We start from the raw sequence: 17,141 nt of genomic DNA, 5'->3' as shown, positions 1-17,141 counted from the left end.
GGAACACGGAGGTTAATATGTTTAAGAAATATGATGTCATAGTTGTTGGTGCAGGACATGCCGGTTGCGAAGCCGCTGCTGCTGCTGCCAATATGGGTTCATCGGTTTTACTGGTGACCATGAACATGAACACTATTGCCCAAATGAGTTGCAACCCTGCCATGGGTGGTGTAGCTAAAGGACAAATAGTACGTGAGATTGATGCGATGGGTGGTTATTCGGGCATTATAACGGATAAATCCACCATACAGTTTCGCATGTTGAACCTGAGCAAAGGCCCCGCTATGTGGAGCCCGCGCGCGCAAACCGACCGTATGCGCTTCGCCGAGGAGTGGCGTTTAGCCCTTGAGCGCACACCAAATGTTGATTTTTGGCAGGATATGGTATCGTCCCTGATTGTGAAAGACAACAAGGTTTGTGGCGTTAAAACATCAATTGGTGTAGAAATAGAAGCCGAGTCGGTTGTATTAACTAATGGCACCTTCCTGAATGGATTGATCCATATTGGTGAGAAACGCTTTGGCGGTGGCCGTACAGGAGAAAAAGCCGCTACCGGCCTAACCGAACAATTAACCACACTGGGCTTTGAAGCTGGCCGTATGAAAACCGGTACCCCTCCCCGTGTAGATGGGCGCTCGCTGAATTATTCGTTAATGGAAGAGCAGTGGGGTGATGTTGATGCAGGCAAATTTAGCTATACCGATACTGAAGTAAGTAAAGACCAGCGCTGCTGCTGGATCACCTATACCAATACCGCTGTACACGAAACATTAAAGGAAGGGTTTGAAAAATCACCCATGTTTACCGGCAGGATCAAGGGTTTAGGTCCGCGTTATTGCCCTTCCATTGAGGATAAGATCAACCGTTTTGCCGAGCGCGAGCGGCACCAGATATTTGTTGAACCGGAAGGCTGGAATACCTGCGAGATCTATGTAAATGGTTTCTCTACCTCTTTACCCGAGGATGTACAGTACCGTGCATTGATCCAAATACCCGGATTTGAGCAAGCTAAAATGTTCCGTCCTGGTTATGCCATTGAGTACGATTACTTCCCGCCTACCCAATTGGGCTTGACTTTAGAGACTAAACTAATCCAAAATTTATTCTTTGCCGGGCAGATCAATGGTACTACCGGTTATGAAGAAGCAGGCTCACAAGGATTGATAGCCGGTATTAACGCGCATCAAAAAGTGCATGGCGGGCATGAGCTGATATTGAAAAGGTCAGAGTCGTACATCGGTGTTTTGATAGATGACCTGGTAACCAAGGGTACCGAAGAGCCTTATCGTATGTTCACTTCCCGCGCCGAGCACCGCTTATTGCTGCGTCAGGATAACGCGGATATTAGGTTAAGTCCTATCGGGCATGAGTTAGGCCTGATCAGCGATGAACGTTTAGATAAAGTAAAACTGAAAGTAAAAAACTCTGACGATATTGTAGCGTATACCAAAAAAGCTTCGATTGGAATGACTGAGGTAAACGGCTTACTCGATGAATTGGGTACATCCCCCATTACCCAGGCGGCCAAACTATTTAATTTACTGAGCCGTCCGCAAGTAGGCTTTGACGACCTGCGCCGGGCCGATTTGCAACTTGACGAATTATTATCGGCCTATGATAAAGAAACTATTGAGCAGGCTGAAATAAAAATCAAATATGAGAGTTACTTTGAGAAGGAATTAGAAATTGTTGACCGTATGAAAAAAATGGAAGACAAGGAGATTAATCCTGATTTTAATTATAACACTTTAGGCTCGCTGTCAAAAGAGGCCCGCGAAAAACTGATCAGGATAAAACCGAGGACGCTGGGCCAGGCATCGCGCATTTCGGGAGTATCGCCATCGGATATTTCAGTTTTAATGGTGCACATTGCCAGATAAGGATATAAATATCTGTAAATCAATTAATTATAAAATTTCGTTTTAAATTAATTATTTTTAATTTTTAATATTACGACTCGTCAAAACATAAAAATCGCTCATATCGCTTAAAAATGGGGTTAAAATTAAAATCGGGTTTTTTGCTGCAAATTTTGGTGCCAATAATGGCCGTTTTAGTAATTTATGGTTGCGCGAGTATCCAAAAACCCATGGGCGGCCCACGCGACCGTACACCGCCAAAATTATTGCTGGCTACGCCAGTTAATCAAACCCGAAATTTTAAGGCGACCTCCATCAAATTAGATTTTGACGAATATTTTAAATTATCAAACCAATACCAGGAAATTACAATTAGTCCGGCCATGGAAAAACCGCCGGAATATAAAGTGAAGAAAAAAAGCCTGGTGATTAATTTTAAAGATACGCTACAAAAAAACACTACCTACGTAATCAATTTTGGAAAAGCCATTGTTGATGTGAACGAAGGCAATATCATGAAAAACTTCACCTATGTTTTTTCAACCGGTCCGCATATCGATTCGCTGAATGTTTCAGGAACAGTCATCAATACCCAAACCCAGGAAAAAGAAAAGGATGCGACCGTAATGCTGATCCCGTTAAAAATGGACTCTGCATATTTTGGGAAGAAGAAGCCGGCCATTTATACCACTACGGATACATCGGGTAATTTTACGCTGGCCAACCTGCACGATGGGGATTACCGGATCTACGCACTAAAGGAACAGTCGCCAAATAAAATATTTGATAACGAAACCGAACTGATCGCTTTTAAGAAAACCCCGATCCATTTAACCAAAGATACTGCTAATATCCAACTGGTGCTTTTTAAGCAGGCCGCTGATAAATTCAGGATAGATCGTAAAATCAGTAAGTTTAATACCGATGGCAGCATGTTCTTCACTTTTAATATGCCGCTGGCCGAGCCTGATGTGCATATTAATTACCCGCCTGGATTAAATGATCAGAAACTGGTTGATTTTAGCAAAACAAAGGATACGGCTACTCTTTACCTGCGGAATATGGATTTCGATTCCATTTCTGTTTCATTCCTGGATAAAGGAAAACCGCTTGATACCATTTACCTGAGAAAAGCCCGGAAAGAGACTTTTACGCGGAATATCTTGTTAACCTATAACATTAATAATGATAGCAAACTAAAGCCTGGCGCCGATCTGCATATTACCGCAAATCTCCCTATTGAGAGTTTTGATGTAACCCGTATTATTTTACTGGAAGATTCGGTTAACCGTACCAATTTTACGTTTACAAAAGATCCTTTAAACCCTAAAAAGTTTGTGCTTAAATACCGCTGGCGACAGTTGGCCCGGTATCAGCTAACCTTTAACGAAGGTAGTTTAGTAGACATATACGGCGATAAAAATAAACGGTTAATAAAACCTTTCCAGGTTGATAAACCTGAAAATTACGGTACAATCAACCTGAAAGTAACCATACCCGATTCTACCAAAAGTTATGTATTAGAATTGATTAACGATCAAAAAAAACTAATGCATACCGATATTGTAAAAAAGAATACCCTGATTAATTACAAAGATTTCCCTGCCGGGAAATACCAGGTAAGGGTTATTTATGATACCAATAATAACGGCCGATGGGATAGCGGAAATGTAAAACAAAAGCTATACCCCGAGCAAATTGTATTGATCCCCACTACCTTCACTATCAGGGCAAACTGGGAAGCTGAAGAAACGATTGATATACCGAAAGAAGCGGTTAGTCCGTAAGTCTTTCTAAAGGGGGTCATGGTGAGCCTGTCGAACATGATGGGCAGGCCTACACACACATCCTTCGACAAGCTCAGGATGACAGGCCTTATTAATTTTCCTTATCCATAAACCACCCCGAATACATGATATAATTCTGCGGTAGTTTATCCAGCAACTGTTTCTGCTGATCGGTTAAGGGTTTTATCTTTTTAGCCGGGGAGCCGGCATACAGGTACCCCGATTCGCAAATGGTATTCTCTAATACCACGGAACCCGCCCCAATGATCACATATTCTTCTACCACGGCATGATCCATTACAATGGCACCCATACCTATCAAGGTATGATCCTTTAGTTCACAGCCATGCACAATGGCATTATGACCGATAGACACATTATTGCCAATAGTAGTAGCCGCGCGCAGGTAAGTAGCATGAATCACCGCGCCATCCTGGATATTGGTATTATTACCAATATGGATATAGTTTACATCGCCGCGGATCACCGCGTTAAACCAAACCGAGCAATTATCGCCCATAATCACATCGCCCACTATGGTGCAGTTTTCGGCAATAAAGCAATCGGCTCCCCAGGCGGGGGTTTTATCTTTTACGGGTAGGATTAATGGCATAGTTATATAAGTAAAAAAGTAATTTCTCATTGCTTCGTACCTCGCAATGACAAGATGTAAATTATTTCTATCGTTCTTTATATTTAGATATAAATTTATATGTTTGAATCTCCAAAAGCGAAAATAGCTCAGCTGGTAGAGCATCAGTTTCCCAAACTGAAGGTCGCGGGTTCGAACCCCGTTTTTCGCTCCAATTAATTCATTTCGCAATCGGCATTCCGCCTTTCGCATTTTATTAAAACACCGTATCCTCCGCCACCGGCAAATGCTCCGGATAATCAGTTGTATAATGTAAGCCCCTGCTCTCTTTACGTAACATGGCCGATTTTACTACAATAAATGATACCTGTATTAAATTACGCAACTCGCAAAGTTTTACCGATAGTTTAGTCTGCTTATAGAAAGCTTCGGTTTCTTCATACAATAAACCTAAACGGCGCAGGGCACGTTCCAGCCTAAAATCCGACCGTACAATACCTACATAATCATTCATCAGTTTCTGCATTTCGCGGATATTGTGGGTAACCAGGATATCTTCATTACTCAGCTTTACACCTTTTTCATCCCAATCCGGTATACTATCCGGAATATGGTTTTCAACAAACGAAACAATCGCATCCTGATAGATACGATGGGCAAATACCAAAGCCTCTAATAATGAGTTTGACGCCAACCTATTAGCTCCATGTAAACCTGTTGAAGCACATTCGCCACAGGCATATAATCTGCTGATAGATGACCGGCCAGAATGATCGACCATTACACCCCCGCACATATAATGGCAGGCGGGCGAAACAGGGATCATATCGCGGGTCATATCAATACCAATATCCAGGCATTTGGCGTAGATATTAGGGAAATGCTCCAGGATATCTTTTTTGCTGCGATGCCGTACATCTAAATAAACAAAATCCTCCCCCGATTTTTTGATCTCGGCATCAATAGCGCGGGCAACAATATCCCGCGGCGCTAATGATGCACGCGGGTCGTACTCCTGCATAAACTCTTCGCCGTTGATACGCTTTAATATCCCGCCAAAGCCACGCACCGCTTCTGATATCAGGAAAGATGGGTACTCTCCCGGATTATATAAAGCTGTTGGATGGAACTGCATAAACTCCATATTGCGCACTTTTCCTTTTGCCCTATAAACCATCGCTACGCCATCGCCTGTAGCTATAGTTGGGTTCGTGGTAATAGCATAGATATGCCCGGCACCCCCTGCAGCCATTACCGTTACTTTCGACAGTATTTTTTCCACCACATTAGTATGCGTATTAAAAGCATAAATACCGTAACAGGTAATATCATCACTGGCTTTGTTTACATACTCGCCTAAATGGTGCTGGGTGATCAGGTCTACCGCGAAATAATGGGTCAGTATTTCAATATTCGGGTTTTGATGGATCTGATCTAACAGGGTAGTTTCAATTTCTAAACCGGTAATATCCTTATAATGCAATACGCGATATTCGGAGTGGCCGCCTTCTTTTGCCAGGTCGTAAAAGCCTTCGTTTGTCTTGTCAAAATTGGTTCCGTAATCAATAATTTCCTTAATTCTTTCCGGTCCTTCTTCAACTACTATTTCCACAACTTCGGGGTCGCACAAACCATCACCGGCAATCAGAGTATCATCTATGTGTTTTTTAAAGGAATCTTCCTTTTTATCCACAACCACAGCAACGCCTCCCTGGGCATACTTAGTGTTACTTTCGTCTTCATTGGCTTTTGTAACTATCAGTACTTTACCATGTTTTGCAGCCTTTAGGGCAAAACTCAATCCTGCTATACCCGATCCCACTACCAGGAAATCCACATTTTTAGTCATATAAAGGTTAAAGATGTTTAAAAAATACGATGATGTTAATAAGGGGCTTAAAAGATGTTAATTTTGTGTAAGCAAATAGATGATAAGTTTTGCAATAGTTGATAACCCGGGGTTTTACCCCATATTTGATTTACTTTTGAGCAATTTACAAGCAGATATTGTGCACTAATTAACATTTTTAAACATAAGAAAATCTTAACATATAACTTTTTAATAAAAAATTTGATTGTCACATTAATCTAAAAATCAATAGAATAGTAAATGAAAAAAGTAAATTAATTGTTAATAAATAATTAAAAACTACTTTTTGAGGATTTTTAAGACTGAATTTTAAACAGAACTAACACCTTAATAACAATAGGTTTATTTATATATATAAAATTAGTTGTTATTATTTGAATTGTGGAAATGGATACATTAGCAGAAATAAACATCAAAGGATTTGCGGAGGAATACATCGACCCGACGCTTGATCTTTTTGATGAAATTGAAAAATTAAAAAAGCAGAAAAATGCAGTTATACTGGCCCATTATTACCAGGAACCCGATATACAGGATATTGCCGATTATATTGGCGATAGCCTGGGCCTATCGCAACAGGCTGCAAAAACCGACGCCGATATTATTGTTTTTGCCGGTGTGCACTTCATGGCCGAAACAGCTAAGATACTTTCACCAACCAAAAAAGTCCTACTACCCGACATAAAAGCCGGCTGCAGTTTGGCAGACAGTTGTCCGCCGCACTTGTTTAAAAAGTTTAAGGAGCAGTATCCCGATCATTTAGTGATCACCTATGTAAACTGCACTGCTGAACTGAAAGCCATGAGCGATATTGTTTGTACCAGTAGCAACGCGATACAGATAGTGGAAAGTTTACCGCTTGATCAGAAGATCATCTTCGGGCCGGATAAAAATCTGGGGGCTTATGTAGCTAAAAAGACCGGACGCGACCTGGTTCTATGGAATGGAGCCTGTATGGTGCACGAGATCTTCAGTCGCGAGAAGATCACTAAGCTGAAAGAACGGCATCCCGGCGCCAAACTGCTGGCCCATCCTGAGTGTGAAGAAGTGATATTGCAAATGGCCGACTATATAGGCTCTACAACGGGTATTTTAAAGTACGCCACTTCACACCCCGACAAAGAGTTTATAGTGGCTACAGAGGCCGGAATCATCCATCAGATGCAAAAGGATAACCCTGATAAGGTATTTATCCCAGCGCCGCCAAATAACGCCTGTGCCTGTAACGATTGCCCGCACATGAAACGTAATACCCTGGAGAAACTTTACCTGTGCCTAAAAAATGAAGCACCGGAAATTACGCTTCCCGCGGATATCATAGAAAAAGCAGTAAAACCGATTGAAAGGATGCTGGAGATATCGGCTAAATTGGGGTTGTAAACCTCTTAATCCCTAAATAGGATATATTACCAACCAAAATCAACTGTCTTCACCAGATCTGGATGCAGGCTTAGATATACGGGACAGGTAAGCGCCGCGTTCTCTAATATCTTCTGTTCTTTTTCGGTATAAGTACCCGGGAATTTGAAGCTGATCTGTATCTCAGATACCCGGCGTGGGTTTGCCGCCATAATTTTTGTAGTGGCCGCCGTTGTACCATCGATATTCATTCCATGCGTACGCGATGCGATACCCATAATGGTCATCATACAGCTGGCTAACGATGCCGACATTAAATCAGTTGGAGAAAAAGCTTCGCCTTTACCCTGGTTATCAACCGGTGCATCTGTAATAATATGTGTGCCCGATTGTACGTGTATAGGTTCGGTACGTAATTCGCCCAGGTAGGTAGTTTCTATAGTGGCCATGTGTTAAATTTTTGTGTTTTCAAATCTAATAAAAACCGCTTTATATATGTTTATTTAACCACAAAGGGCACAAAGAAATTGCAAGCCCGTCTGCACAAAGAACACGAAGTTCTTTCAAACTTATAAAAAAATAAAATCTTTGTGCCCCCGGTAAAACTTAGTGTCCTTTGTGTTTTAATTCCATGTGGAAAAATCTTTGTGCCCTTTGTGGTTAAATTTTCTGCGCTTAAATTTTACCTTCGCCCTTGTAAATTGATACTATGATAACCCATCACCATAAAATAGCTACCGAACTTTCTGTTACCGATAAACAGGTAACCGCTACCATTGCCCTGCTGGATGAGGGCGCTACCGTTCCCTTCATCAGCCGTTATCGTAAAGAACTGACCGGCAGCCTGGACGAAGTACAGGTAGCCGCCATCCGCGATCGTGTACAGCAACTGCGCGATCTGGATAAACGCCGCGAGGCTATCCTGAAATCGTTGACAGATATGGGTAAGCTGACGCCCGAGTTGGAAAAACAGATTAACGATGCCGAAACCATGGTATTGCTGGAAGATATTTATCTACCCTACCGCCCTAAACGCCAAACCCGCGCCACCAAAGCCCGCGAAAAAGGCTTGCAGCCCCTGGCCGATTTGATATTAAACCAAAACCGGGTTGATCTGGAAGCCGAGGCTGATAAATATATTGACGCCGAAAAAGGTGTAAATACAATTGAGGAAGCCTTAGCTGGAGCAAGGGATATCATCGCCGAAACCATCAGTGAGAACGCAGAAGTACGGACGCAAATGCGGGCCTTATTTGTGGAAAAAGGTACCTTTCAATCAAAAGTAGTTCCGGGTAAGGAAGAAACCGGTATTAAGTATAAAGATTATTTCGACTGGACTGAGCCGGTAAAAACAGCGCCATCGCATCGGGTACTGGCTATGCGCCGTGGAGAAAAAGAAGAGATCTTGTATCTCGATCTGCAACCACCCGAAGATGAAGCCACTGCTTTATTGGATAGGGAATTTGTGAAAGGAAATAACACCTCATCCGACCAGGTACGTTTGGCTATTGCCGATGGTTATAAGCGCTTGCTGAAACCATCGATGGAAACCGAAGTGCGTTTGATGACAAAAAAAGCTGCCGATGAGGAAGCGATCCGTGTATTTGCCGAGAATGCCCGCCAGTTGTTATTAGCCGCACCAATGGGGCAAAAGCGTGTAATGGCAATAGACCCGGGTTTCCGTACGGGCTGCAAGGTAGTTTGTTTAGATGAGCAGGGTAAGCTGGAAGAATATACCGCCATTTTCCCGCATACCGGTGCAGGCCAGGCTAAAGAGGCCGAGAAAACCGTTCCATTTTTAGTTGATAAATATAAAATTGAAGCCATTGCCATTGGCAACGGCACTGCCGGTCGCGAGACGGAAACCTTTGTGCGCAACCTGAATATACCCGGCGTGACCATCGTAATGGTGAACGAAAGCGGGGCATCTATTTACTCTGCATCGGATGTAGCCCGCGAGGAATTTCCTGATAAAGATGTAACCGTAAGAGGCGCTGTATCGATTGGCCGGAGGTTGATGGATCCGCTGGCCGAGTTGGTGAAAATAGACCCGAAATCCATCGGCGTAGGGCAGTACCAGCATGATGTGGATCAAAACAAGTTGCAAACATCTTTGGATGATACTGTAATGAGTTGCGTTAATGCCGTTGGCGTGGAGTTGAATACCGCATCGAAAGAAATTTTGGCTTATGTGTCGGGACTTGGGCCGCAGTTAGCCCAAAATATTGTAGCATATCGTAACGAACATGGTGCATTTAAACGCCGCGACCAGCTAAAAAAAGTGCCCCGTTTGGGCGATAAGGCTTTTGAACAGGCAGCAGGTTTCTTACGCATTCGCAACACCGCTGATCCGCTGGAGGCCAGTGCCGTACACCCCGAGCGCTATGCGCTGGTAGAACAAATGGCTAAAGATAAAGGCTGCACCGTAGCCAGCCTGATGGCCGATGCCGCGCTGCGTAAAAGCATCCCCCTGCAAAAATATATGACTGACACGGTGGGTCTGCCTACGCTCAACGATATTATGGCCGAGTTGGCCAAACCCGGCCGCGACCCGCGTGAACAGTTTGAAACATTCAGCTTTACTGAAGGGGTTAATTCCATTAGCGATTTGAAAGCCGGGATGAAGTTGCCGGGCATTGTAACCAATATTACCAATTTCGGGGCCTTTGTGGATATCGGCGTACATCAGGATGGTTTGGTGCATTTAAGCCAGATCACTAACCGCTTTATTAAAGACCCAAATGAAGTGTTAAAAGTTGCTCAGTGCGTACAGGTTACCGTGGTGGAAGTTGATGCGCAACGTAAGCGGATCTCGCTATCCATGAAGGATAATGAGCCTAAGTCCGAAAGAAAACCGATAGAACGCAAGCCTGAAGAAAGACGGCCGGCACAGCCATACAATAAGCCACAACACCAGGCCAAGCCTAAACAATCTGAAGAAACGGATATGGCTATAAAACTGGCGGCTTTACGGAGTAAGTTTAAGTAATTTTTTTAGAAAACTTGTCATTTCGATAGAGCAAGGGGGGAATGTGCGAGAGGGCGAAAGAGAAATCTTATATGAGCGGACTGTCTGCGCGTATAAGATTTCTCACTATCGTTCGAAATGACATAGTGGGTAGGTGTAACTGTTATTACTTCACCGGCACTTTCTTCACGGTGTCTTTTTTCAGCTGTGGTAATGGTCTTTTCTTCACCGTATCCTTTTTAGCTGTTGTTGAATCTTTTTTTATCAATAATGGCCCTTTCACCGCAGGACTTATTGTTTTTACAGAATCTTTCTCGGCAGGTGTAGTTATAGGCTTTCCTGTTGCCCCGGGCTTAGCAGCGCCACCTTTAACCGGTTTACCATCCGCTCCCTTTTTGGGTGTTTCCTTTTCAGGTTCAGGTTTTTTAGGATGGATGACGTCTTCTTTTGATGCCGGCCGGTCTTTGGGTTTCCAGATAAAGCCTTTTAATATCTTATCATCCTCTTTTACTTTAGCTATTGGAATAGCTTTATGTTCGTTTTGCGTGGTATAACTAATGTTTGCAGCCGCGCCGTTTTTCATATTTAAGGTAATTGTACTGCTGATAGAATGCTCCATCTCCGTTATTTTACCCTTCTTCCGGTTAAAATAAATATTTTCGGCATTGCCATTAACCGTAGCGCGCGATAGCTTACTATCTTTAAAATAAGCCCTTATCCTTTTGCCGGCCACCTGGTTAAAATGGGTAGAATCGTTAGCCTCAATATGTACCACAAAGGCCGATGGAAAGAGTTCCATATTATCGGCCTTTTTATTCTTCAATTGTAAATTGATGGTATCGCCCGATAGCTGCGCGCCTTGTGTCCAATACATGGGCTTCACAAAACTGCGGATCACAGAATCGCTTGAACTGTAGAAAAGCGAATCAGATTTACCCTGCAGGTCCGACTTAAATATATGTACATTATGATGCGCGCTCAGGATCCTGACACGGGAAGTATCGCTTAATTGCGGCTTAGTTTTCAGTATAGAATCGGCCACCCGCTTAGCCTTTAACGAATCGGCAATGAGTTTGCTTTTGCCTAATACTAAGGTTCCGGCCGGTGGTTTGGCACCCGGTTTAAGATCGGGTTTTTTATCCCCTGGTTTAACCGCAGGTTGCCCTTTTGCAGGCAGCTTAACATCAGTCAGCGCTTCTTTCTTTTGCGTAGTATCTGGTGTCGCTTTAACTACCGTAAATAAGGGCCTGTGCCTGTAATCCGGCTCCGGAAAAATAGGCTGCGGCATTTCTGCCGATAAAAACTTAGGCATTGTTTTGGCGGTGTAAGGCACAAAGGGTTTACGGGGCTTAATGCTGGTATCCCTTATCCCGGCCAGGCGGCGTATTTCCTGTAGCTCTTTTAGCGCTTTATAGGTAATTACCTGTGTTTCCAGGGTATCCGCGCCAATATACATGGTATCCTGTTTTACACGGGCGGCGATATCTTTTTTAATAACCGGCTTTACCGCAGTTGCTGTATCGTTTACAGGGGCCTTATCATTTTTACCGGCTACCGGTGTTTTTGTATTCTTAGGAATATTTGCTGCAATTACCTTTTTAAGGCTGTCCTTCATTTTATCCGTAACCAGCGGCATGGCATTTTTTACCGCAGACATTTTGGCTATTGATTTCGCCATGGAATCGGCCTTGCCCGGCGGCATATTTTTGGCGGTATTTATCGCGTTAAGCGCATCGGTAGGTTTAACATCTTTTACCAGCGGCACGGCGTTTTTCACCGCGGGGTTTTTAGCGATCACCTTCGCCATGGAATCGGCCTTAGCCGAGGGTAAACTCTTCGGAACGGTAAGCGGTTGCTTATCTAATTTGGCATCTTTGGCCAATGCAGTAACATCTTTAACTACCGTTTGCAGAGCGTCTTTTTTTTGTATCGGCGGGGCTTTTTTTGTGCTGTCTGTTTTGCTGGTATCCTTTTGCTCGGTTATTAATATGGCATACGGGTTTTGGGTGATCACCGCCTTGTCTTCCGTTTTAAAATACTCACCCAGGTTACCCTTCAGCAGCATTTTTTGTTCGGTATCCTCAAAGGTGATATTCTTAATAGCTTTGCCGTAACCTTTCAGCTTATCATAAAACAAACTGTCGCCTTTTAGCGATTTGGTGCCCTGGCTATACCTGTTCTTTTTGCCGAAAAAAGCCTGCTCGGTTTTGGTATTGTAAGTACCGTTTTCAGTATACAGCGTATCCTTATCCTTTTTACCGTAAATATGCGTCGGCCCGTAAAAGTATGTGATGCGCGTACCCGAGTTATAACGCATGGTATCGGTTTTAATCAGGGCGTCGGGACTGGTGGTTACCACATTATACCTGAAATAAGCATCGCGGCTATTGGCATCGTAATAACCGTTTTTGCTGGTAAGTACGTTATCCTTATTCACCAGTTTACCGCCATCGGTATAGGTGCCGTATTTGGTGGCCGTGTTGTAATTAAAATAGTTGGTGGTAAGGGTGGCATCTTTATCAACCATGCGAACATGATTGGTAAGGATGGCTATTTTTGTTTTGTCGTCGTAATTTAATTGATCGGCATAAATGTGCAGGGTATCGCCCTGGTTAATAACCACGTGGCCATAGGCATCAAAAGTACTGGCCCCCATGTGGATAATGGCGCTATCGGCCCTAAGAGTAGAGAACTTTTGCTGAAAGACGCCATTATAAACTTTAGAAACATCCTCGCCATTTAACTTAAAGCCGTAACCCCTGTCAGATTTGATCAGGTTTATCTTTTGCTGGGCCATGGCAGCCGTTGCAATCAGTACTATAAAACACGTTAAGAGACACTTTCTCACGTTGGCAAAATTAGTTTTTTGGTTGCGCTTATTAAATTAATAATTTTGATGAATGCTCCCTACCGGTCGTTTCACCCATTTTGTTGCCCAAAACCAGCTGTTTGATAGCGGGAGCAAGGTTTTGGCGGCGGTTAGCGGCGGTATGGATTCGGTTTTAATGGTCCATTTACTGCATGCTGCCGGTTATGCTTTTGATATTGCCCACTGCAATTTTCAATTACGTGGCGCCGATGCCGATGCCGACCAGGCTTTTTGCCGCGAGCTGGCCCGCCAGTTAAAGGTCAATTTCCATACCATTAATTTTGATACGGCCGCTTATGCCGCGCAGCATAAAATATCTATCCAGATGGCGGCCCGCCAGCTGCGTTACCAATGGTTTAATAATTTGCGCGTGCAAAATGCTTACGCCGCCATTGCGCTGGCACATCACCAAAACGATGCTATCGAGACAATATTGTTAAACCTTACGCGCGGCACCGGGATTGCCGGCCTGCATGGTATATTACCTAAAAACGGCGCCCTGGTGAGGCCAATGCTGTTTATGCAAAGAAATGAAATTGAAAGCCTGGTGAGTGAGAACCATATGGCTTATGTGGAAGACAGCTCTAACGCGTCGGCTAAATACGCCCGCAACAAGATCAGGCTGGAGGTGATCCCCAAACTGAAGGAACTGAACCCATCGTTAGAGGAAACCTTTGAAAGCAACCTGCGCCACTTCCGCGAATTGGAAACCCTGCTGGAAACCGAAGTATCCCGGCAACGGCTGCATTTTGTTGAGCACGATGCCGAAATGCACCTGCCCATTGATGCTGTAAAAAACCTGCACCCACAGCGCCTGTTATTGTTTAATTTACTGAAGCCTTATGGTTTTAATGAGGAACATACAGATAGCATCATCGCTTCGCTGGATAAACACGCGGGGCGGGTGTTTGAAACGGCGGATTATAAGCTGCTGTTAGATCGCGGGAAGCTGATCTTAACTAAAAAATCAGGCGGCGCGTTACAGGGATTAACGATAAATGAGGGTAGTACCGAAATAATTTACGGCCGCTACCGTTTAAGTTTGCTGCACGATGATAGTCCGCTGATTGTTAAAAATAACCCGATGACCGTTTCGGTGGATGCCGCTTTGCTGATGTACCCGCTTACGATTAGACCATGGCAGCCCGGCGACTATTTTTATCCGCTTGGCATGAAATCAAAACAAAAACTGAGTGATTTTTTTGTACATCAAAAGGTACCTTTGCACCAAAAAGCCGGGGTGCCTGTATTGACAAACGGGAATAACGAGGTGATTTGGATTGGCGGTTACCGGCTGGACGATCGTTATAAAGTAAGCGATAACACTAAAAAAGTTACTATATTCGAACTGTATAAAACGCCATGACAGATAATACGGTCTTTACAGAAAAGCAATACCTGGGCCGCGAATGGATACCGATTACCATCCGCCTGGTTTTGGCCATGTTTTGTTTTGCGGCCTACTTTTTTACTGATGAGCGCGAGCGCAACGGCGACCTGCTGCTGGTAGTGGGTTTTGCCATTATCATTATTTCTATCATCATGGGTTTCCTGCTGCATTTCCGTACGCGGGTAATTAATAAAAGTATTTTGGTTGACGGGCTTTGGAGCAGTAAACTGGTAAAAATTGACCTGAACAGTATTGTAAAAGCCGAGAAAGGCAGCTATAGCCGCTACCTGTTTAACAACCCCGTTTATAACCTGCACAAAAGCGGCACCATCCGTTTCTATACCGCCGGGAATGATGCCATCCATTTAACCGACCGAGACGGCCTGCTCTATATCATCGGATCGCAACATGCCAATGAATTTTTGCGTGCGATTAAGGAGGAGATGAAGGCGAAGTAAGTTAAGTCTGGAGTTCAAACTCGTTAGTCAAAAGTCAATTTATGCTTATTGCTGGCGCAAGGTTAAGTGTAGCCAGAGCGACAATTAATCCATCGCTATACCATCGGTCAACTTTACCCCCACCATAAATAAATAAAAATAAGAAACACGGCAGTAAAAGCCAGACCCACAACCCGGTCTTTATATTCTTCTACATTTATGACATCGCCATACAGCGGTTTTCTCTTTTTTAAAGCAGGCGCCGATTGTGAAACGAAAATCTTTTTCCAAATTAATCATATCAGCTTTCCAATTCCACTGAAAAATGCGATACGAATAAAATTTGAAAAGAATTGAAATACGCCTTCAAACATAATTATAGCATTTAATCGTCAATTTTTGATTTCAGCTTTTTTGCAACCATCTTTGTCTGGCTTATAAAAGACTTTGCGGTAATATAGGTCACTATATTAAGCTTTCTATTAAGAAAAGCCTCGCGTTGCTGGCGCTAATTTAGCAAAAGCCCTTTTACATGCTGAGAAAATTTGGCAGCATTCCCATTGCTGGCGCAAGTTTAAGAGCTACCTGTGCGCTGGGTTAATTTGTGCCTATCATGTCGGAGGTCTCAGACTTCCGACAACCATGCCCACAGGTTACGCTACGCTAAACCTGCGGGAGCAATAGTCAAAAACAAAAAACACAATCAAAAAGCCATTTTCCCTAAAATCACCTCCTAAACACGGCTATTATGTATATTAGCCAACCAAGACTTGGTACTTTTAACTAAAGACTGCTGACTTTAAAATGCCCGACTTAACCCCCACCCAGCGCGCCTTACACGCATTTAAACGCAATAAGTTTGCGATGGCCGGACTGGCATTTATTGCCATCTCGGTATTGATTGCCCTGCTGGGCTATTTGGTGATGCCCGACAGCACCCCGCAGGCTAATGAAATGACGCTGCAGATCAGCCTGAAGAAACCGGGCAGCAGCTTTACCATGCTGCGGATCCGTAAAGATAACCCGGTAGATACCGTAAACATTTTCCGTAAGCTTTGGTCGGGTCAACCCGATTTTTATAGCAACGTGCCCATTACCGCTTATCGCTTTGAAAAGGATTCCATCATTGTTAACGAATATATTGGTCCCGAAGATAAACCCGAACGCAAGGCCTATCATATATTTGAGATAGTGAGCGGTATAAAACAAAAAACAATCCCCGCCGGCTCCCGCCCACAAATAGGAGCATCGGCTATAAAGCAATACCAGGAAGAGATCAGTAAAAACCAGATCGTAAAAAAACACTATATACTCGGCACCGATCTATACGGGCGCGACTTGTTAAGCCGGCTGATATTGGGCACACGGGTTTCGCTTTCGGTTGGCTTAATGGCGGTGATCATCAGTTTGGTTACCGGGGTGAGCATAGGCGCTATTGCCGGCTATTACGGTGGAAAAATTGATGCGGCACTAAGCTGGCTGATGAATATCTTATGGTCGTTGCCGGCGCTGCTGCTGGTTATAGCCCTGTCGTTTGCTTTGGGAAAGGGCTTGTGGCAGATCTTCATCGCGGTGGGCCTGTCTATGTGGGTAGAGGTAGCAAGGCTTGTACGCGGGCAGGTGATGAGCCTGAAGCAGGTGGAATATATAGAGGCCGCCCGCGCTATGGGTTTTAATAATTACCGTATTATTACCCGCCACATTTTACCCAACATTACCGGGCCTATTTTGGTGCTGGCATCATCCAACTTTGCATCGGCTATTTTGCTGGAAGCCGGATTGAGTTTCCTGGGATTTGGCGCGCAGCCGCCCATGCCAACCTGGGGCAGCATGATCCGCGAACATTACGGTTATATTATTATGGACCTGGCTTATTTAGCGCTTGCGCCCGGCCTGGCTATTATGTTAATGGTATACGCCTTTAACCTGGTTACCGTTGGGCTGCGGGATGCTTTTGATATTAAATCGCAGAGTGCCCGCTTATAATAATTTATTTTTCTATTTTAGTGC

Annotated in this window: 11 protein-coding genes and 1 tRNA gene; 8 read left to right on the top strand and 4 right to left on the bottom strand. The window is 43.9% G+C overall.

Features of this window, described 5'->3' with window-relative positions; translation table 11 throughout:
• Positions 1-17: 17 nt before the first annotated feature.
• On the top strand, positions 18-1,880 hold the full coding sequence (gene mnmG / locus AC07M6_RS07415; RefSeq protein WP_494888355.1) for a tRNA uridine-5-carboxymethylaminomethyl(34) synthesis enzyme MnmG: 1,863 nt from the start codon (positions 18-20) through the stop codon (positions 1,878-1,880).
• A gap of 113 nt (positions 1,881-1,993) precedes the next feature.
• The gene (locus tag AC07M6_RS07410) at positions 1,994-3,646 is read left to right on the top strand and encodes an Ig-like domain-containing domain (RefSeq protein WP_494888354.1); all 1,653 of its coding nucleotides are present in this window, start codon (positions 1,994-1,996) and stop codon (positions 3,644-3,646) included.
• Positions 3,647-3,737: 91 nt separating this feature from the next.
• Here AC07M6_RS07410 and AC07M6_RS07405 read toward each other — a convergent pair whose 3' ends face one another.
• Positions 3,738-4,259 carry a gamma carbonic anhydrase family protein gene (locus AC07M6_RS07405; RefSeq protein ID WP_494888353.1) on the bottom strand — a complete coding sequence of 174 codons (522 nt, stop codon included), beginning with the start codon at positions 4,257-4,259 and terminating at the stop codon, positions 3,738-3,740.
• A gap of 117 nt (positions 4,260-4,376) precedes the next feature.
• On the opposite strand from AC07M6_RS07405, the gene AC07M6_RS07400 reads away from it, so the two are divergent.
• Positions 4,377-4,452, top strand: a tRNA-Gly gene (locus AC07M6_RS07400).
• Positions 4,453-4,494: 42 nt separating this feature from the next.
• Here AC07M6_RS07400 and nadB read toward each other — a convergent pair.
• Entirely contained in the window at positions 4,495-6,087 is a 1,593-nt protein-coding gene (gene nadB, locus AC07M6_RS07395; RefSeq protein WP_494888352.1) for an L-aspartate oxidase, read from the bottom strand.
• Positions 6,088-6,495: 408 nt separating this feature from the next.
• On the opposite strand from nadB, the gene nadA reads away from it, so the two are divergent.
• On the top strand, positions 6,496-7,488 hold the full coding sequence (gene nadA, locus AC07M6_RS07390) for a quinolinate synthase NadA (protein ID WP_494888351.1): 993 nt from the start codon (positions 6,496-6,498) through the stop codon (positions 7,486-7,488).
• A 26-nt stretch (positions 7,489-7,514) separates the two neighbouring features.
• Here nadA and AC07M6_RS07385 read toward each other — a convergent pair whose 3' ends face one another.
• Positions 7,515-7,916, bottom strand: a complete 402-nt coding sequence (locus AC07M6_RS07385; protein ID WP_494888350.1) for an OsmC family protein — start codon at positions 7,914-7,916, stop codon at positions 7,515-7,517.
• Positions 7,917-8,176: 260 nt separating this feature from the next.
• Here AC07M6_RS07385 and AC07M6_RS07380 point away from each other — a divergent pair, with 260 nt between their 5' ends.
• Entirely contained in the window at positions 8,177-10,456 is a 2,280-nt protein-coding gene (locus AC07M6_RS07380; RefSeq protein WP_494888349.1) for a Tex family protein, read from the top strand.
• Positions 10,457-10,601: 145 nt separating this feature from the next.
• Here AC07M6_RS07380 and AC07M6_RS07375 read toward each other — a convergent pair whose 3' ends face one another.
• Positions 10,602-13,283 (bottom strand): OstA-like protein, encoded by a 2,682-nt coding sequence (locus AC07M6_RS07375; protein WP_494888348.1) that lies wholly within the window; start codon positions 13,281-13,283, stop codon positions 10,602-10,604.
• A gap of 52 nt (positions 13,284-13,335) precedes the next feature.
• Between AC07M6_RS07375 and tilS the strand changes: the two genes are divergently transcribed.
• The 3 genes from tilS to AC07M6_RS07360 all read left to right on the top strand — a co-directional run bounded on the left by tilS (position 13,336) and on the right by AC07M6_RS07360 (position 17,117).
• Positions 13,336-14,670 (top strand): tRNA lysidine(34) synthetase TilS, encoded by a 1,335-nt coding sequence (tilS, locus tag AC07M6_RS07370; RefSeq protein ID WP_494888347.1) that lies wholly within the window; start codon positions 13,336-13,338, stop codon positions 14,668-14,670.
• Positions 14,667-15,152 carry a hypothetical protein gene (locus tag AC07M6_RS07365; RefSeq protein ID WP_494888346.1) on the top strand — a complete coding sequence of 162 codons (486 nt, stop codon included), beginning with the start codon at positions 14,667-14,669 and terminating at the stop codon, positions 15,150-15,152. The genes tilS and AC07M6_RS07365 overlap by 4 nt, the downstream gene beginning before the upstream one ends.
• A 783-nt stretch (positions 15,153-15,935) precedes the next feature.
• Positions 15,936-17,117 (top strand): ABC transporter permease, encoded by a 1,182-nt coding sequence (locus AC07M6_RS07360; protein ID WP_494888345.1) that lies wholly within the window; start codon positions 15,936-15,938, stop codon positions 17,115-17,117.
• The last annotated feature ends 24 nt before the right edge of the window (positions 17,118-17,141 follow it).

The sequence above is a fragment of the Mucilaginibacter sp. GW821-FHT07H05 genome, assembly GCF_059418485.1.
Note: the sequence above shows the minus strand (reverse complement) of the source record. Positions and strands in the feature narration are given on the sequence as shown.